Genomic DNA, 17,644 nt, shown 5'->3' on the forward strand with positions numbered 1-17,644 from the left:
CCGCGATGACGAAGAACATTCAGCCCGCTCGAACGGTCTCCTTCGAGGAGTCGATCGAAGACCCTTTGGCGAGACCGCGGACACACGTCGCGCCGGCGATCGCCGCCTTCATGCTCTTCCTCTCCGGCACCGCGGCGCTGATCTTCCAGGTTCTCTGGATCAAGCAGCTCTCGCTCGTCACCGGCATCGACGTCTATGCGGTCAGCACCGGGGTCAGCGCCTTCTTTCTCGGCCTGGCGCTCGGCAGCTTCGCCCTCGGGCGCATTGGCGACCGCTCCCGACAGCCGCTCCACCTCTATGCCCTGCTCGAAACCGGTGTGGCCGTGCTCGGCGCCGGCGTCACCCTCATCCTTTCCCAGATTGCGCCGCTCTTCGTTGCAATCGAAGGTACCAGTGCTCTCGCCGCCTGGGCCTTACTGGTCCTGATCGTCGCGACCCCCGCCTTCCTGATGGGCGGCACCCTTCCCTTGCTGTTACGAGCGCTCAAAGGGGCGCCGGGAGGCGTCGGAGCAAAGGGCGGCCGGCTCTATGCCGCCAACACGCTCGGCGCCATCCTCGGCTGCCTTGCGGTCTCTTTCATCCTCATCCCCACTCTCGGCGTGCAGGCAAGCGGCCTTTTGGCCGCCGGCCTCGGGCTTGGCGCCGCAGCGATCGCACTTTCGCTGAGCACGACAGGGATCCGCGAAGACGCGCAAGCTGATATGCCGATACCGGCGCAGGGCACCGGAGGTTCAAGGTTGGCGCTGATCCTCTATGCCATCGCCGGCGGCGTCGCCCTCGGCTATGAGGTCGCCTGGTCGCAGGCGATCGTGCAATTCATCTCCACCCGTTCCTTTGCCTTTTCCGTGGTGCTGGCCACCTATCTCGCCGGGCTAGCGCTCGGCGCCGCACTCTTTGCGCGCCGGACCGACCGCCTCTCGGATCCCTGGAGTGCCTTCGGCCTGCTCATCACGCTGGCCGGCCTCGTGGCGCTGGCCGAGCTTGCCCTGCTCGGCCCCTGGCTGACGGCGTTGCAGGCCAGCGCGGAAGCGGCCATCGCCGGTATCACTGGCAGCATCTTTGCCGGCATGTGCGCACGCTTCCTCGTCGCGGCGCTCACGATCGTCTTCGTCCCGACGCTGATCCTCGGCGCCGCCTTCCCGGTCGCCCTGCGGCTCGCCGTCGATCCTCATCATGTCGGTCGCGACACCGGGCGCGTTCTGGCGCTCAACACACTCGGCGGCATCGCCGGCACGCTTCTGACCGGCTTCGTGCTGATTCCGTCGTTCGGTATCATCCGAAGCTTCGCCGTTCTCGCCGTCGCTGCAGCCATCATCGGCGTCATCGCAGCCAGCCGCGGGGCGACCGGCTGGAAGGGTTGGCGCCTTGCGGCGCCAGCGCTCGGCGTCGTCACTGTGCTGATCGCCGTGATGGTGCCATCGGACCGGCTGGCCACCTTGCTCAATCTCTCACGCGGCAATGGCACGATCGTCTCCTATGAGGAGGGCCTCGGTGCGACGGTCGCCGTCATCGAACAGGGCCAGCCGGACCGGCGCTTCCGCCGCCTCTATATCCAGGGCGTCTCCAACACCGGCGACGCCATGCCGTCGCTGCGCTACATGCGGCTGCAGGCGCTCTTGCCGCTCATGATCCACAAGGGCGAGCCGAAATCGGCGCTCGTCATCGGGCTTGGCACCGGCATTACCGCCGGCTCATTGCTCGCCTATCCCGGTCTCGACCGACGCGTCGCCGCCGAACTGCTGCCGTCGGTTGCCCGCGCCTCGACATTGTTTGCCGGCAATTTCAACGCGGCAGGGGATAGCCGCCTCGAAGTGCGTGTCGCGGACGGTCGTCGCGAGCTGATGCGCAGCGCGGAGCGCTACGATCTCATCACGCTTGAACCGCCGCCGCCGTCGGCCGCTGGCGTTGTCAATCTCTATTCGTCCGACTTCTACAAGCTGGCACGCGAACGCCTCGCGCCAAACGGTCTTGTTGCGCAATGGCTACCGATCGCCACTCAAAACGACGAGGACACGCGCGTGCTCGTGCGCAGCTTCCTCGACAGTTTCCCGCATGCCTCGCTCTGGTCGACCGAGCTGCACGAGACGCTGCTCGTCGGCTCCGTCGAACCACAGGCGCTCGACGTCGCGCGCATTGCCAAGCGCATGGCCGACCCGTCCGTCGCCGCGGCGTTCAGGGAAGTCGGCATAGATGGTGCAGCCGACCTGCTCGCGACCTGGATGACCGGCCGCGCCGGGCTTGATCGTTACGCCGGATCGGCGCAGCCTGTCACCGACGACCAGCCGCGGATCGAATATGCAAGCTGGGTTCGTCCCGACGAATTGCAGCGCACACTCCCAGCCCTCGTCGGCCTGCGCAGCAAGGCACCGCTTGTCGGAGCGGACGCGGCGCTCGAGAAATCCGTGGCGGACGCCCACAACCGGCTAATGCTGTTCTATCAGGCTTCGCTCAACGCCTATGCCGGCTATCGCGACGAATGGGCGCGTGACATGGAACTGCTGATGCGCGTGAAGCCGGACAATCCCTATTATCGCTGGTTCGTTTCGAGCAGCGAGCGCTGATCGCGCACAGCCGAATCCGGGACCCACGCGACTGCAACTCGCGTCGTGTCGGTTAGGCTAAGATTGATTCCTGCAAAATCGCGGAATAGCGCAAAATTTTTGCACAACGCGAAATGCCTCCGGCACAGATTTGCAACACAGAGGCATTGCCTACGTAGTATCCTGCCGCTGTTGTTCTGCCCTGTGGCAGACAGGGAGGCATTCCATGGAAAAGACGGACAAAGAAAACACCGAAACCACGTCGCGGGCGGCAATGGATGGTGAGATCGGCATTCTCGCGCGCCGCCGCATCGAGGCCGGCATCATCGCGCCGATCTACGAGGCGATGCGCGAGGAGGTCGGCGAAGAGCGCGCGCAAGCAATCCTCGACAAGGCGATCACCAAGGCCGCGATCGAAGCCGGCAGGAGCTTTGCGGCAAAGACGCCTGGCGGCACCAACCTGCGCACCTTCCAAGAACTGCAGGACCTCTGGACGCAGGACGACGCGCTTGTCATCGAGGTGACCAAGGCGACGGATGAGGAATTCCACTACAATGTGAAGCGCTGTCGCTACGCCGAGACCTATCGCGAGATGGGGCTCGGTCATATCGGGCACCTGCTTTCCTGCAACCGCGACGGCGTCTTCTGCACCGGCTACGATCCGCGCATCACGCTTGAACGCACCCAGACGGTAATGCAGGGCGCTACCCATTGCGACTTCCGCTACAAGCTGAACAAGGACGCACCGGAGCAGCCGAAATGAGCGCGGAAGCCTTGCGTTCCGAGCCCCGACGCATCAACACGCCGGTTACAAACGGCGACCGGCTGTGGAACGACATCGTCGCGACCGCACGCTTCGGCGCCGCCGATAAAGGTGGGGTCACCCGCCTGACGCTGACTGAGGAGGACCGTGAGGTCCGCGATTGGTTCGTCGCCGCGTGCCGGACGCTCGGCTGCACTGTCGAGATCGACGGCATTGGCAATATATTCGCGACCTATCCCGGCGAAGACATGTCGCTGCCGGCGATTGCCGTCGGCAGCCATCTCGATACCCAGCCGCAGGGTGGCCGGTTCGATGGCATCCTCGGCGTGCTTGCCGGCCTTGAGGTGCTGCGCACGCTCAAGGAAACATCCACCCTGCTGCGCCACCCGCTGACGGTCGTCAACTGGACGAACGAGGAAGGGTCGCGCTTCTCGCCGGCGATGATGGGATCAGGCGTCTTTGCCGGTGCGCTTTCGCTCGATGCGGCGCACGCGCTCACCGACCGAGACGGCGTCACGGTCGGCGCGGCGCTCGACGCCATCGGCTATCGCGGCGAAGCACGGGTCGCGCCGGCCGCCTTCGCCGCCTATGTCGAGCTCCATATCGAGCAGGGACCGCTGCTGGAAGCCTCCGCAACCGAGATCGGCGTCGTCACCGGCATCCAGGGGCTGCGCTGGTTCGATATCACTGTCACCGGCACCGAGGCCCATGCCGGCAGCACGCCGATGGCACAGCGCGACGATGCGCTTGTCGCCGCGGCCGAAATCGTGCTCGCCGTGCGCGACCTCGCCCGAGAGAACCCGCCCGGTGTCGGCACCGTCGGCTTCGTCGAGGTAGGCCCCAATTCGCGCAATGTCGTTCCCGGCACCGTCCGGCTTCAGATCGACATGCGTCACCCGTCCGAGGCCGGGCTTGATCAGATGCAGGCCGCGTTGGAGGATACCGTCCGCAGCGTCGGGGCAAGCGCCGAACTGAAGCGCATCTGGTCGAAAGCGCCGGTCGTCTTCGATCCATCGATCGTGGATGCCGTGCGCAACAGCGCCGAAGTGCTCGGCCATTCGGCCACGGACATCGTTTCCGGTGCCGGGCATGATGCGGCGCATATCGCGACGATCATGCCAACCGCAATGATCTTCGTGCCTTCCAAGGACGGGCTGTCGCACAACGAGGCGGAATATACCGCGCCCGAAGAATGCGCCCGCGGGGCAGAGGTCCTGTTCCAGACCATTCTGGAACTCGATCGGCGCTGACCGATAAAGCCAAGCACCCACGGCAGACAGTCTGCCGTGGGTGCTTGCAAACCGGTTCCACGGCTTCGCTGCGTTCCTAGCCGCGCTGCGAGTCCAGTTGTTCCTGGTCCTTTTCGACCTGCTGCGCCTTCAGGTAGCTCTCGATCAGCAACTGATATTCCGGAAAGATCTTGGTGTAGATCTCCGCCCATTGCTGGGCGTCGTCGCGGTGCCAGGTGCGCTGCAGTTCGGAGGCGACTGCCGCCGTATCCATCGGCACCACGCCGGCCTGGACGACACGGGCAAGGGTGATCTCCTCAGCCATCTTCGAATAGGTGCCCGAAGCATCTACGACCACGAAGACCTTGTAGCCATCATGGACGGCGCTGATTGCCGGGAAGGCCATGCAGACGCTGGTGATCGTGCCGGCGATGATCAGGGTCTTGCGGCCGGTTTCCTTCACCGCGGCGACGAAATCCGGGTTGTCCCAGGCATTGATCTCGCCGCGACGGGCGACGTACTTGGCATGCGGCGCATTGGCATGGATTTCCGGGATCAGCGGCCCGTTCGGGCCCTGCGGCACGGACGCCGTGGTGATGACCGGCATCTTCGTCAGCGTCGCCATGCTGGCGAGTGCCGCCGCATGGGCGCGCAGCTTCGGCATAGGCATGTCGTTGACGGTCTGGAAAAGGCCGCTCTGGTGGTCGATCAGAAGCATCACGGCGTCATCGGGGTCGATGACCGGGCGCTGTCCGTTGAAATTTGCAGGTGTCATGGTCTTGCTCCTTGTTGGTTGAGCAACCACCCCATTCACGGTGGTTGGCGTTGAGATGAAGATATCTCCGCACCAAACCTGGCGGTAGACGACCATATCGCGCTATAATGTCCTGAAAATAGGACAATTACTCATGCAGGACCTGAACGATCTCAAGCTATTCGTCGACGTAGTCGAGCAGAACGGATTTGCCGCTGCCGCCCGAAAGCTCAACATGCCGCGCTCACGTTTGAGCCGCCGCATCGGCCTTCTGGAAGAGCGGCTCGGGGTGCGGCTGGTGCAGCGCTCGACGCGTCATTTCGTCATCACCGAGATCGGGAGGGAATATTACCGCCATTGCGTCGCCATGCTGGTGGAAGCCGAAGCGGCGCAGGAGATGATCGAGCGCATGCGATCCGAGCCACAGGGCGTGGTCCATGTCAGTTGCCCCTCATCAGTGGTCTATTTCCAGGTCGCAGAAATGATCGCCCGGTTCATGGCAGAATGCCCGAAGGTCGAGGTCGTGCTCGAAAGCACCAACCGGCGCGTCGACGTGCTACGCGAAGGCATCGATATCGCCATCCGCGTCCGCTTCCCGCCACTCGAAGAAAGCGATCTCGTCGTAAAGCGCTTTGCCGAGAGCCGGCAGCGGCTGGTCGCCAGCCCGGGGCTGCTCGCGTCCATCGACAAGCCGCGGATGGCGGCCGACCTCGCCGCCTTCCCCAGCCTTGCCTGGAACCCCGATCGCCCCGAACACGACTGGCGGCTGGAGGGTCCCGGCGGCGCCACCGCAATCGTGCGCCATCGGCCGCGGCTCGTCACCGAAGACATGGTGACGTTGCGGCTTGCCGCCCTGCGCGGTGTCGGCATCTGCCAACTGCCGGAGATGGTGATCCGGCAAGACCTGAAGGATGGCACGCTTGTCGATGTGCTGCCCGACTGGGCGCCGAGGGCCGGCATCATTCACGCGATCTTTCCCTCACGCCGGGGTCTGCTTCCTTCGGTGCGCGCCCTGCTCGATTTTCTAGCCGCCGGATATGCTGAACTTGCCCGTCTGGACGAGCCCAGAACCTGACGGTCGCGCCATTACACCGCGGCGTGCTCTCGTGTTTTCAAGATCGCGGAGAAGCGCGGATCGAACGTGCGGCTGATCGGCTCTGCGGCCGCACCGATCGCCACCGCCCAGGGGTCGGTGAAACCCATCTGCAATCGCGGGAGACTGCGGTCGCGCCGATCGGCGATCGAGGGGAGCAGCGGCATCATCGCCTCGACCAACAGGCGCGCGAGCCCCGGCGGAAGCCCCCCGCACAGGATCACCGTCTGCGGGTCGAAAATCGTCTCGAGCGCCTGAACGGCGGCGCGTAGTTCAAAGACCGCCGCATCGAGCCAACGCCGCACCCGCTCGTCCGGGCCGGCGGCAATCGCATCGATATGGGCGTAAAGCTCAGGATCGGCGGGATCGAGGTCGAGCAGCCTGCAGAGCGAGGCGATCGAAGCGCGATGTTCGAGCGGCGTGCGCTCATCCAGCGATGCGCCACGCGGCAGGCTGAGGATCATGCCGATCTCGCCGGCATTGCCATTGGCGCCGCGGTAGAGCTCGCCGTTGAGGATCAGCCCGGCGCCAAGGCCATAGCCGAGATAGATGCAGATGGCATGGTCGACACCGTGCGCAGCGCCAACCATGCGTTCGGCAGTAGCGGCCGCGGCCGCGTCGTTCTGCAAGCCGACATCGAGCCCCGTGCCGGTCGCAAGCGTCTCCAGCAACGGAAAATTCTGCCACGCCGCCATCATCCAGGTATCGTCGTCGTCGGCTTCGATACCGAAGGGGCCGGGCATCGCCGCCCCAAGGCCGACGAGACGATCCTCCGATTGCGGCGCAATCTCCGAGAGATCACGGCGGGTCTTCTCGATCAGTTCGAGGATCGTCCGGACGCCTGTCGCCGGCCCACCGACCGGCAGGTTGGCCTCGCCACGGGCGAGCACCCGGCCGACGAGATCGACAGCGATGGTCCGCGTCACATGCCTATCAATTTGCAGGCCGATCGCGAAAGCACCCTCCGGCACCAGGCGATAGGGCGTCGAAGGTTGCCCGCGGCCGTTGCGCACCGCCTCGAGCGATTCGACCAGCCCGTCCCGCTCCAGGTCCTCGATGATGTTGGAGACCGTCTGCTTCGTGAGCGCCGTCGCGCGGGCAAGGTCCGCCCGGGACAATTGACCGTTCAGCCGCAGCGCGTCGATCATGACGCGCCGGTTGTGTGCGCTCGTCCCCTCCTGGTTGGTGCCGCTCTTCGCCCGGATCAGGCGCATATCGTTCATCCAAAAAACCCCTCTTGACACTGTTAGAATATTGAACAAAAAATAAGTCAAGACAATTGACTTAATAGGAGCCCAAAAGAGCTCCGGGGGAACGAAAGCAGCGGCAAGCACCGCTGCGGGCGCTCCGATCGATATGTCGACGGCCGCTCGGAAACGGACGGACTTCTCGCATACGGCGCACCGCAGAGGCGCGCCGAAGAAGGCTGAAACGCTCAAGTTACTGGAGGAAATCATGTTGAAATCGATAACAACCACCTTGCTTTGCGCGACCCTCGCCGGCGTCTCCTTCGTCGGCCACGCGCATGCGGAAACGACGCTCAACGCCCTCTTCATGGCCCAGGCCGCCTATAGCGAGGCGGATGTGCGCGCCATGACCGAGGCCTTCACCAAGGCCAACCCGGACGTGAAGGTTAATCTCGAATTCGTGCCCTATGAGGGCCTGCACGACAAGACCGTGCTGGCGCAGGGTTCCGGCGGCGGCTACGACGTCGTGCTCTTCGATGTGATCTGGCCGGCCGAATATGCAAGCAACAAAGTGCTCGTCGATGTGACCGACCGCATCACAGGCGAGATGAAATCCGGCGTGCTGCCGGGCGCCTGGACGACCGTCGAATATGACGGCAAGCGCTATGGCATGCCCTGGATCCTCGACACCAAATATCTGTTCTACAACAAGGAAATCCTGGAGAAGGCCGGCATCAAGGCGCCGCCCAAGACCTGGGACGAGCTTGCCGAACAGGCCAAGCTAATCAAGGACAAGGGTCTGCTCGCAACCCCGATCGCCTGGAGCTGGTCGCAGGCCGAAGCCGCGATCTGCGACTACACCACCCTCGTCAGCGCCTATGGCGGCAAATTCATCGACGGCGGCAAGCCGGCCTTCACCTCGGGCGGCGGCCTCGACGCGCTCAACTACATGGTGACGAGCTACTCTTCTGGCCTCACCAATCCGAACTCCAAGGAGTTTCTGGAGGAGGACGTCCGCAAGGTGTTCCAGAACGGCGAAGCCGCATTCGCTCTCAACTGGACCTATATGTACAACCTCGCCAACGATCCGAAGGAAAGCAAGGTTGCCGGCAAGGTCGGCGTCGTGCCAGCGCCGGGCGTTGCGGGCAAGAGCGAAGTCTCCGCCGTCAACGGCTCGATGGGTCTTGGCATCACTTCGACCAGCAAGAACCCGGACGAGGCCTGGAAGTACATCGTCTACATGACGTCGCAGCAGACGCAGAATGCTTACGCCAAGCTCAGCCTGCCGATCTGGGCTTCTTCCTACGAAGATGCCAGCGTCACCAAGGGCCAGGAAGAGTTGATCGGCGCTGCCAAGCTCGGCCTCGCGGCCATGTATCCGCGTCCAACGACCCCCAAGTACCAGGAACTTTCGACTGCCCTTCAGCAGGCGATCCAGGAAGCACTGCTCGGCCAGGCTTCGCCTGAGGACGCCTTGAAGACGGCGGCCGAAAACAGCGGCCTCTGAGCCGCCCTCCCAAGCCCCGGGCGGACAACCGCCCGGGGACCGCGGGAATGTGCGGTGGCGTTGGCATCCAGGCGCTTTAACACTCTGATTTGGCGCATCATTCGCTTGGGTCGATGACGATCCGGGGCAATATGCGATAGCATGACGGGGCTCCCTAGGCCCGAGAAGGTTTCCATCCTATGTCCGGCACCTGGATAACAACGCGCGCATGGCTGCTCATGCTGCCGCTGCTGGTGGTCATGATCGCCGTGATCGGCTGGCCGTTGATCGATACGGTCAGGCTTTCCTTCACCGACGCCAGGCTCGTCGGCACGGAAGGCACGTTCGTCGGCCTCGCCAACTATGCCAAGATGCTCGGCGGCTCGAACTTCCTGCGCGCCTTCGTGACGACGACCTGGTTCGCCGTCGTCTCGGTCACCGCTGAAATGGTGCTCGGGGTGCTCGCAGCCCTGCTGCTCAATCAACAATTTCGCGGGCGCACGGCTCTCAGAGCCTTGATGATCCTGCCCTGGGCTCTGCCGACGGTGGTCAACGCCACGCTCTGGCGGCTGATCTACAATCCCGAATATGGCGCGCTCAACGCCGTCCTGACGCAAATCGGCCTGATCGACAGCTACCGCTCCTGGCTCGGCGAACCTGGCTCGGCGCTGACGGCGTTGATCATCGCCGACTGCTGGAAGAACTTTCCGCTGGTTGCGCTGATCGCGCTCGCGGCACTCCAGGCCGTGCCGCGCGACATCACCGCCGCCTCGCTCGTCGATGGCGCGGGTCCGCTCAATCGCTTTCGCTATGTCATCATGCCGTATCTGGCGGGTCCCCTGCTGGTGGCCCTGGTGCTGCGCACGATCGAGGCGTTCAAGGTGTTCGACCTGATCTGGGTCATGACCCGCGGCGGGCCGGCCAACAGCACGCGCACGCTATCGATCCTCGTCTACCAGGAAGCGTTCTCCTTCCAGCGTGCCGGATCGGGCGCCTCGCTGGCGCTGATCGTCACGCTGCTCGTAACCGTACTCGCCGTCGCCTATGCAGCAATGGTGCGCAAAGCCGCAGGAGCATCCTGATGGAACGCCAGAACCCGGTTTTCACCGCCTTCGTCTATGCTGCGGCTCTGCTGCTGGCAGCCATCATCCTGGCCCCCATTCTCTGGCTCTTCGTCATGAGCATTTCGTCGGCCGCCGACCTCTCGACAAAGCCGCTCAACTGGTGGCCCAACGAGATCGATCTGTCGCGCTACCGCCTGCTGTTGTCCACGATCGAAAACAGCACCGGCGCTGCCTTTACCGCCTCGCTCTTCAACAGCCTGAAGGTTGCCGGGATGGCAACGCTGGCGGCGATCGCGGTCGCCATTCCCGCCGCCTGGGCGGTATCGCGCACATCCAACGTTTCCTGGTCGCTCTATGCGGTGATCGCCACCTACATGCTGCCGCCAGTAGCGCTTGCCGTGCCGCTCTATATGGGGCTTGCCTATCTCGGCCTTCTGAACTCGGTCTTCGGCCTCGCGCTTGTTTATCTCACCATTCTGGCGCCCTTCACCACCTGGCTGCTGAAATCCGGCTTCGATTCCATCCCGAAGGAAATCGAGAGTGCCGCGATGATCGACGGCGCCCGTCTCGACCAGATCCTCCGGCTCATTACCCTGCCACTTGCGGCACCCGTCATGGCGACGTCGGCGCTCTTTGCCTTCCTGCTCGCCTGGGACGAATTCTTCTACGCGCTGCTATTCACGTCGGATCTGCGCGCCAAGACCCTCACGGTTGCCATTTCCGATCTCGCCGGCGGCCGTGTCTCCGATTACGGGCTGATCGCCACAGCCGGGGTGCTGGCCGCCCTGCCCCCGGTGTTGATCGGTCTCGTCATGCAGCGTGCCCTCATTTCCGGGCTCACCAGCGGCGGCGTCAAAGGATGACGGCTATGACCAATTCGGAACGCCCCGCCGGGCTCGTCGCGATCGATCGCGAAATGGCGCGTCAGGCCTCGGACGCCATCGCCTCCGTGCACCAGGCGACAGCGATGGCGGCCAGTGTCGCTGCCTCACTGAAGTCTACCGGCAAGCTGCTGCTGCTCGGCATGGGCGGCTCGCATGCCGTCGGTCGCGCCGTCGAGCCGCTCTACCGCGCCCATGGCATCGACGCCATTGCCCTGCCGCTCTCGGAACAACTCGGCCAGCCGCTTGTCATCGAAGGCAAGACGATCCTCATTACCTCGCAGTCCGGCGAAAGCGCCGAGGTGCTGCGCTGGTTCAGCGAAACCAATGGCGCAACGCCGCACACCTTCGGACTGACGCTTGAAGGCGGTTCCTTCCTCGCCAGCAATGCGCCGTCTCTGGTCGGCGTCGGCGGCACCGAAAAGGCCTTTGCCGCCACCCGCAGCCTGACTATCAGCTTCGCCCTGCACCTCGCCATTCTCGCCGCCCTCGCCGATGATCCGGCCGATGCCCTTCACGCATTGGAAAACCCGCAATCGCCCGATACGTCGGCGGCACTCGAAGCCCTGCACAGCGTCCGATCCGTTGTAACTTCGGGCCGCCGGCTGCAAGGCCTCGCCGAAGCGATCGGCCTCGGTCTGACCGAGCTTTCCCGCCTGCCCTGTTTCTCGCTTGAAGGCGGCCAACTTCGCCACGGCCCGATGGAAATGCTCGGTCCATCCGTCGGTGTTGTGCTCTTCCGCGCGGCAGATCCGACCGCCGGCCTTGTAGAAGCCATGGCGCTTTCCGCCGCCGAAGCCGGCTCGCCGGTCATCGTCTTCGATGCTTCCGGCGAGGCGCCAGTCGAAGGCGTCAGCACCATTCCCTTTGCGCCGGCCGCGGGCATGGCGGCGATCTTCGCCATGCTGCCCGTCGCCCAGTCCTTCATGATCGCCTTTGCGGCGTCGCGTGTCGAGAATGCCGGCACCCCCGTGCGCTCGACCAAGATCACCCGGAGCGAATAAACGATGCGTCCTCTTGCCGTGGTCGGCAATGCCAATGTCGATCTCATCCTCGGGCCGGCGGCCCCCTGGCCCAAAGCCGGCACCGAAATCATCGTCGACCACGACGAGCTGCGTGTCGGCGGCTGCGCCGGCAACAGCGCGCTCGCCTGGGATTCGCTCGGCGTCGACTATGCGATCGCCGCCAATGTCGGCAACGATCAGTTCGGCACCTGGTTGAAGGAGGCTTTTCCCGAGCGCTCCAAGTCCTGGCCGGTCGAGAATGTCGGGACCACGCTTTCCGTCGGCATTACCCATCCCGACGGCGAGCGTACCTTCTTCACCACGCGTGGGCATCTGCCGCTGCTCAGCTTCGAGGAAGTCCGCACCATGCTCGACGGCGAGAAGCTCCGCGGTGGTTACGCGCTGCTGACCGGTGCCTTCCTGACCGATGCGTTGACATCGGACTATGACCGCTTCTTCGACTGGGCTGATGCCCACGACATCACCGTCGCGCTCGACACCGGCTGGCCGCTCGACGGCTGGACGCAAACAAACTGCGCGGCGACCATCGATTGGCTGAAGCGTTGCCGGCTGGCACTCTTCAACGAGGTCGAAACGACCACGCTGACGGGCCTCTCCGACCCGACCGAGGCAGCGCACGAGCTCAGGAAACATATGCCCGAAGGCGCGATCGTCGTCGTCAAGCGCGGTCCGCATGGCGCGATCGCCATCGACGCGGATGGCCGCTTTTCATCAGCCGCAGCACCCGTCGTTTCCGTCGTCGATACCATCGGCGCCGGCGATGTCTTCAATGCCGGGTTCCTGGCGGCACTTGCGGCCGAGATGCCTTTGGGGGCCTGTCTTCGCACCGGCGTCGCCATCGCCTCGGAGGCGATTTCCACCCTGCCGCGCAGCTACGGCAACCCACTTTCGTCCTACCTTCAGGAGACCGGCGCATGAGCGCTCTCGCCATTCAGAACATTCACAAGCGCTATGGCGAGGTCGAGACGCTGAAGGGCATCGACATCGATCTCGAGAGCGGCGAGTTCCTGGTGCTGCTCGGCTCATCCGGCTGCGGCAAGTCGACCCTGCTCAACATCATCGCCGGGCTTGCGGAGCCGAGCGGCGGCGACATCCGCATCGGCGACCGCTCCATTCTCGGCGCCCACCCGAAGGACCGCGACATCGCCATGGTGTTCCAGTCCTATGCGCTCTACCCGAACATGAGCGTTGCAAGGAACATCGGCTTCGGTCTTGAAATGCGGAAGGTCCCCGCGGCCGAGCGCGAAAAGGCGGTGGCGGAGACGGCAAAGCTGTTGCAAATCGAGAACCTGCTCGACCGCAAGCCGAGCCAGCTCTCGGGCGGCCAGCGCCAGCGCGTCGCCATCGGCCGGGCGCTGGTGCGCAATCCGCAGGTGTTCCTCTTCGACGAGCCGCTCTCCAACCTCGACGCCAAGCTGCGCATGGAGATGCGCACCGAGCTCAAGCGCCTGCACCAGATGCTGAAGACCACGATCGTCTACGTCACCCACGACCAGATCGAGGCGATGACACTCGCGACCCGCATCGCGGTGATGCGTGACGGGCGGATCGAGCAACTCGGCACGCCGGAAGAGATCTACGACCGCCCGGCCACGCTCTATGTCGCCGGCTTCGTCGGCTCGCCGCCGATGAACATCTTGGATGCGACCGTTGTGGAAGGTCGGTTGAAAATCGCCGGCGACGGCCAGGCGATCGCCCTGCCGGCACGCCTCCGCAACGTTGTCTCCGACGGCCAGCGCGTAAAGGCTGGTATTCGCCCGGAAGCGCTGCAACTTGCCGCTGGTGACGAGCCGGCGCCGCAGTTCAAGGCACGCGTCGAGGTGGTCGAATTGACCGGCCCCGAACTCGTCACCACTGCGCGGATCGGCGACCAGCGCATCACCGCCTGCCTGCCACCGCGCAGTTCGGTCCTGTCGGGCGAAGAGCGTGCCTTCACGATCGAGGCGGATGCCCTTCATCTCTTCGATCCCGACACCGGCCGGTCGCTGGCGAAAGACTGAGGGTGCCTGCGGGCGACGACCGGGATTGCTTTGGCAACGCCTTTTCCTTCTTGTGAGAATCGTTCATCACACGTTGTCCCGCGCGAGAAGAGGAAGTGACCGCGATGCCCCTGCCGATCGAAACGCCGGCCGTTCTCGTCGACCTCGAAATTGCCAAGCGCAATATCGAGCGCTTCCAGGCCTATGCCGATGAACATGGCATTCGCGTGCGCCCGCATATCAAGACGCACAAGCTGCCGCAGATGGCCGAGCTTCAGCTTGAGGCCGGCGCCGTTGGCATCACCTGCCAAAAGGTGACCGAAGCCGAAGCAATGGTCGAGGGCAGCGACCGGATCAAGGATGTGCTGATCACCTACAACATTCTCGGCGAGGCCAAGATGGCGCGGCTGGAGCGGCTCAATGGCCGCGTCGCGCTTGCCGTCGTCGCCGACAGCGAGACCGTCATCGACGGGCTTGCGGAATACTTCGCCGGCAAGGACAAGCCGCTTCGCGTTTTCGTCGAATGCAACACCGGTGCCGATCGTTGCGGCGTTGGTGCGCCGGCTGAGGCGGCGAGACTTGCCAGCCAGATCGAGGATGCGAAGGGGCTCGTGTTCGGCGGCCTGATGACCTATCCCCCCGTCAACGGCGAGGCAAAGGTCCAGGCCTTCATGAGCGAAGCAAAGAGGCTGATCGAAGCCGACGGCATCGCGGTGCCGGTGATCACCTCAGGCGGCACGCCGAGCATGATGCACGCCGCCGCTGCGCCGGTTGCCAGCGAATATCGCCCCGGCACCTATATCTACAACGACCGTTCGTTGGTGTCTCGCGGTGTGGCAAACTGGGATGAATGCGCGCTGACGGTGGTTGCGACCGTCGTCTCCGTCCCATCCGAAACCCGCGCGATCATCGATGCCGGCAGTAAGGTGTTGACCTCGGATCTGCTGGGACTGACAGGCTATGGTCACGTGCTCGGCCGCGACGACATCCGCATCGACCAGCTCTCGGAGGAACACGGCCGCCTCGTCACCGATGGGCCGATCAACCTCAAGGTCGGTGACCAGCTCCGCATCGTGCCCAACCACGCCTGCGTCGTGACCAACATGGTCGATGCGGTCCACATCGTCGAAGGGGACACGCTCAAGGACACGTGGCCGATCGTCGCCCGCGGCCGCGTGCTCTAGTTTCGCACCCTAGGGACCCAGAAATCTGTGCCTGCCTGTGATCCCCGTATTTGCCACGAAATGCAGGGCTGAAGGCTCTTCGACGGACCGTTCCGGCAGACGCTCGAAAGGAGAATCGACGCGCGCCCACTCGACACCGGCATCACGCCCTCCATCTAATGGTCTTGGCGGGCCGGCACGGCCATCTTGGGCGGTTGCAGGCAAACCGTTCCCGAAAAGGCGGCGAGAACGATAGGACATTTCCCGATTGCCGCCCCCGGTGTCATCTGTTTGCGTTGTAGCAGTCGATAAAATTGATAGTTTTATCTGGTAACCGATGGAGGTCGAAATGGTCTTTGGACGAATTACCGGAATGGTGGGACTGGCAATTGTGCTCGGGGGCCTGCAGCTGGGAGCTGCGAGTGTTGCGTTTGCCGACACGACGATCTTGAACGTGTCCTACGATCCGACACGTGAACTCTATAAGGACTTCAATGCTGCCTTCGCTGAGAGGTGGAAGGCCGACACTGGCGAAACCGTGGCGATCCAGACGTCGCACGGCGGCTCCGGCAAGCAGGCCCGCTCGGTCATCGACGGCCTGCAGGCAGATGTCGTAACGCTGGCGCTCGAAGCCGATATCGACGCGATCGCCAAGGAAACCGGCAAAATCCCGGCGGACTGGAAGACGAAGTTCGAGAACAACAGCGCGCCCTACACATCGACGATCGTGTTCCTGGTGCGCAAGGGCAACCCCAAGGGCGTCAAGGACTGGGGCGATCTGGTGAAGCCGGACATCCAGGTGATCACGCCGAACCCGAAGACTTCGGGCGGCGCGCGCTGGAACTTCCTGGCTGCCTGGGCCTATGGTCGGGCTGCCAATGGCGGAGATGACGCCAAGGCACAGGAATATGTGGCGGAACTCTTCAAGCATGTTCCGGTGCTCGATACCGGCGCGCGCGGAGCGACGACGACCTTCGTGCAGCGTGGCCTTGGCGACGTGCTTCTCGCCTGGGAAAACGAAGCCTATCTGTCGCTCGAGGAACTCGGCCCCGACAAGTTCGAGATCGTCACGCCGTCAATCTCGATCAAGGCCGAACCGCCGGTGGCGCTCGTTGACGGCAACGTCGACGCCAAGGGCACCCGCAAGGTAGCGGAAGCCTATCTCGGCTACCTCTACAGCGATGCCGGCCAGAAGATCGCCGCCAAGCATTACTACCGGCCGTTCAAGCCGGCAGTAGCCGATCCGGCCGATGTCGCCCGCTTCGGCGAACTGAAGCTCGTCACCATCGAAGACTTCGGCGGCTGGAAGGAAGCCCAGCCGAAATTCTTCGGCGATGGCGGCGTCTTCGACCAGCTTTACAAGCCAGGCCAATAAGACCGACCTTAGACGCGCGGCTGGACAATCCGACCGCGCGTCTTGCTTTGCCGCGCCGGGCCATTGGCACGAAGCGCGGTTCAATACGTCTCGCGAGCTTTGTAAAGGTAGTGTCATTGACGGAAGCGACGAAGACTGCGCCCTGGCGATTTCGCCAGCCGAGTGTTTTGCCTGGCTTTGGGCTGTCGCTCGGGATCACGCTGAGCTGGCTGGTGCTGATCGTGTTGATCCCGCTGTCGGGGCTGGTGTGGCGGGCCAGCGGGCTCGGCTGGGCCAAGTTCTTTGAGCTGGCGCTCGATCCGCGCACGCTCAATGCCCTGAAGATCTCGTTCGGCACGGCGTTTCTCGCCGCCGTCATCAACCTCGTCTTCGGCGTCATCCTCGCCTGGGTGCTGGTGCGCTATCGTTTCCCCGGCAAACGGGTGATCGATGCCATGGTCGACCTGCCGTTCGCCCTGCCGACGGCGGTCGCCGGCATTGCCTTGACGACGCTTTATGCCGGCAACGGCTGGATCGGCCAGTTCATCGAGCCGCTCGGGCTGAAGATCGCCTTTACGCCATCCGGCATCGTCGTCGCGCTGATCTTCGTCGGCCTGCCGTTTGTCGTCAGGACCGTGCAGCCGATCATGGAGGAGATCGACAAGGAGGTGGAAGAAGCCGCCGCCACGCTCGGCGCCAGCCGCTTCCAGACGATCAGCCGGGTGCTGTTGCCGGGACTGCTGCCGGCCGGCCTGACCGGCTTCGCCCTCGCCTTTGCCCGCGGCGTCGGCGAATACGGCTCGGTGATCTTCATCGCCGGCAACCTGCCTTATGTCTCCGAGATCGCGCCGCTTCTGATCGTCATCAGGCTCGAAGAGTTCAACTACGCCGCCGCCACCGCCATTGCCGCGGTGATGCTGGCGATCTCCTTCGCCATGCTGCTCCTCATCAACTCGATCCAGGCCTGGAGCCGGCGGAGATATGTCTATGTCGCATGATCTGACCGCCAATCCCCTGCCCGCATCCGGCCCGCAACGCGCCTTGCCGGAGCTGGCCGCCGCCACCTCCGAAAGCCGCTTTGCCCGGCTGACCCTGACGATCACGGCGCTTGTCTTCGTCGCCCTGT

General features: G+C 64.0%; 15 protein-coding genes. 13 read left to right on the forward strand and 2 right to left on the reverse strand.

Annotation, left to right across the window (positions count from 1 at the left end; genetic code table 11):
* Positions 1–5: 5 nt before the first annotated feature.
* The 3 genes from AC3WWH_RS21860 to AC3WWH_RS21870 all read left to right on the forward strand — a co-directional run bounded on the left by AC3WWH_RS21860 (position 6) and on the right by AC3WWH_RS21870 (position 4,553).
* A complete protein-coding gene (locus AC3WWH_RS21860; protein ID WP_156433218.1) occupies positions 6–2,561 on the forward strand; it encodes a spermine/spermidine synthase domain-containing protein in 2,556 nt (851 codons plus the stop codon).
* A 205-nt stretch (positions 2,562–2,766) separates the two neighbouring features.
* Positions 2,767–3,303, forward strand: coding sequence for an L-2-amino-thiazoline-4-carboxylic acid hydrolase (locus AC3WWH_RS21865; RefSeq protein ID WP_058324644.1), 537 nt, complete (start codon positions 2,767–2,769; stop codon positions 3,301–3,303).
* A complete protein-coding gene (locus tag AC3WWH_RS21870; protein ID WP_058324645.1) occupies positions 3,300–4,553 on the forward strand; it encodes a Zn-dependent hydrolase in 1,254 nt (417 codons plus the stop codon). The genes AC3WWH_RS21865 and AC3WWH_RS21870 overlap by 4 nt, the downstream gene beginning before the upstream one ends.
* 76 nt (positions 4,554–4,629) lie before the next feature.
* Here AC3WWH_RS21870 and AC3WWH_RS21875 read toward each other — a convergent pair whose 3' ends face one another.
* Positions 4,630–5,307 carry an isochorismatase family protein gene (locus AC3WWH_RS21875; protein WP_034799134.1) on the reverse strand — a complete coding sequence of 226 codons (678 nt, stop codon included), beginning with the start codon at positions 5,305–5,307 and terminating at the stop codon, positions 4,630–4,632.
* Positions 5,308–5,440: 133 nt separating this feature from the next.
* On the opposite strand from AC3WWH_RS21875, the gene AC3WWH_RS21880 reads away from it, so the two are divergent.
* Entirely contained in the window at positions 5,441–6,361 is a 921-nt protein-coding gene (locus AC3WWH_RS21880; RefSeq protein ID WP_058324646.1) for a LysR substrate-binding domain-containing protein, read from the forward strand.
* Between the two features lie 11 nt (positions 6,362–6,372).
* Here the strand turns inward: AC3WWH_RS21880 and AC3WWH_RS21885 are convergent, their stop codons facing one another.
* Positions 6,373–7,602 (reverse strand): ROK family transcriptional regulator, encoded by a 1,230-nt coding sequence (locus tag AC3WWH_RS21885; protein ID WP_058324647.1) that lies wholly within the window; start codon positions 7,600–7,602, stop codon positions 6,373–6,375.
* A gap of 232 nt (positions 7,603–7,834) precedes the next feature.
* Between AC3WWH_RS21885 and AC3WWH_RS21890 the strand changes: the two genes are divergently transcribed.
* From AC3WWH_RS21890 to cysT, 9 genes are all read left to right on the forward strand, one after another.
* Positions 7,835–9,073 (forward strand): extracellular solute-binding protein, encoded by a 1,239-nt coding sequence (locus AC3WWH_RS21890; protein WP_058324657.1) that lies wholly within the window; start codon positions 7,835–7,837, stop codon positions 9,071–9,073.
* A gap of 179 nt (positions 9,074–9,252) precedes the next feature.
* Positions 9,253–10,134 carry a carbohydrate ABC transporter permease gene (locus AC3WWH_RS21895; RefSeq protein ID WP_058324648.1) on the forward strand — a complete coding sequence of 294 codons (882 nt, stop codon included), beginning with the start codon at positions 9,253–9,255 and terminating at the stop codon, positions 10,132–10,134.
* The gene (locus AC3WWH_RS21900) at positions 10,134–10,979 is read left to right on the forward strand and encodes a carbohydrate ABC transporter permease (RefSeq protein ID WP_058324649.1); all 846 of its coding nucleotides are present in this window, start codon (positions 10,134–10,136) and stop codon (positions 10,977–10,979) included. Before AC3WWH_RS21895 ends, AC3WWH_RS21900 begins: the two co-directional genes overlap by 1 nt.
* A gap of 5 nt (positions 10,980–10,984) precedes the next feature.
* Complete coding sequence (locus AC3WWH_RS21905) at positions 10,985–12,001, forward strand: SIS domain-containing protein (RefSeq protein ID WP_113399056.1); 1,017 nt, start codon at positions 10,985–10,987, stop codon at positions 11,999–12,001.
* A gap of 3 nt (positions 12,002–12,004) precedes the next feature.
* Positions 12,005–12,940, forward strand: a complete 936-nt coding sequence (locus tag AC3WWH_RS21910) for a PfkB family carbohydrate kinase (RefSeq protein ID WP_058324651.1) — start codon at positions 12,005–12,007, stop codon at positions 12,938–12,940.
* Positions 12,937–14,022 (forward strand): ABC transporter ATP-binding protein, encoded by a 1,086-nt coding sequence (locus AC3WWH_RS21915; RefSeq protein WP_058324652.1) that lies wholly within the window; start codon positions 12,937–12,939, stop codon positions 14,020–14,022. The genes AC3WWH_RS21910 and AC3WWH_RS21915 overlap by 4 nt, the downstream gene beginning before the upstream one ends.
* Before the next feature lie 104 nt (positions 14,023–14,126).
* The gene (locus AC3WWH_RS21920) at positions 14,127–15,185 is read left to right on the forward strand and encodes a D-TA family PLP-dependent enzyme (RefSeq protein ID WP_058324658.1); all 1,059 of its coding nucleotides are present in this window, start codon (positions 14,127–14,129) and stop codon (positions 15,183–15,185) included.
* 316 nt (positions 15,186–15,501) lie between these two features.
* Positions 15,502–16,539, forward strand: coding sequence for a sulfate ABC transporter substrate-binding protein (locus tag AC3WWH_RS21925; protein ID WP_373419935.1), 1,038 nt, complete (start codon positions 15,502–15,504; stop codon positions 16,537–16,539).
* A gap of 116 nt (positions 16,540–16,655) precedes the next feature.
* Positions 16,656–17,516, forward strand: coding sequence for a sulfate ABC transporter permease subunit CysT (cysT, locus tag AC3WWH_RS21930; protein ID WP_440661586.1), 861 nt, complete (start codon positions 16,656–16,658; stop codon positions 17,514–17,516).
* The last annotated feature ends 128 nt before the right edge of the window (positions 17,517–17,644 follow it).

It is taken from the genome of Ensifer sp. EB106-03-01-XG145, assembly GCF_058792075.1.

Bases quoted from the DNA above. Each gene is read 5' to 3' on its own strand.
- AC3WWH_RS21860 (WP_156433218.1), top strand. From the start codon at position 6: ATGACGAAGAACATTCAGCCCGCTCGAACGGTCTCCTTCGAGGAGTCG.
- AC3WWH_RS21865 (WP_058324644.1), top strand. From the start codon at position 2,767: ATGGAAAAGACGGACAAAGAAAACACCGAAACCACGTCGCGGGCGGCA.
- AC3WWH_RS21870 (WP_058324645.1), top strand. From the start codon at position 3,300: ATGAGCGCGGAAGCCTTGCGTTCCGAGCCCCGACGCATCAACACGCCG.
- AC3WWH_RS21875 (WP_034799134.1), bottom strand. From the start codon at position 5,307: ATGACACCTGCAAATTTCAACGGACAGCGCCCGGTCATCGACCCCGAT.
- AC3WWH_RS21880 (WP_058324646.1), top strand. From the start codon at position 5,441: ATGCAGGACCTGAACGATCTCAAGCTATTCGTCGACGTAGTCGAGCAG.
- AC3WWH_RS21885 (WP_058324647.1), bottom strand. From the start codon at position 7,602: ATGAACGATATGCGCCTGATCCGGGCGAAGAGCGGCACCAACCAGGAG.
- AC3WWH_RS21890 (WP_058324657.1), top strand. From the start codon at position 7,835: ATGTTGAAATCGATAACAACCACCTTGCTTTGCGCGACCCTCGCCGGC.
- AC3WWH_RS21895 (WP_058324648.1), top strand. From the start codon at position 9,253: ATGTCCGGCACCTGGATAACAACGCGCGCATGGCTGCTCATGCTGCCG.
- AC3WWH_RS21900 (WP_058324649.1), top strand. From the start codon at position 10,134: ATGGAACGCCAGAACCCGGTTTTCACCGCCTTCGTCTATGCTGCGGCT.
- AC3WWH_RS21905 (WP_113399056.1), top strand. From the start codon at position 10,985: ATGACCAATTCGGAACGCCCCGCCGGGCTCGTCGCGATCGATCGCGAA.
- AC3WWH_RS21910 (WP_058324651.1), top strand. From the start codon at position 12,005: ATGCGTCCTCTTGCCGTGGTCGGCAATGCCAATGTCGATCTCATCCTC.
- AC3WWH_RS21915 (WP_058324652.1), top strand. From the start codon at position 12,937: ATGAGCGCTCTCGCCATTCAGAACATTCACAAGCGCTATGGCGAGGTC.
- AC3WWH_RS21920 (WP_058324658.1), top strand. From the start codon at position 14,127: ATGCCCCTGCCGATCGAAACGCCGGCCGTTCTCGTCGACCTCGAAATT.
- AC3WWH_RS21925 (WP_373419935.1), top strand. From the start codon at position 15,502: ATGGAGGTCGAAATGGTCTTTGGACGAATTACCGGAATGGTGGGACTG.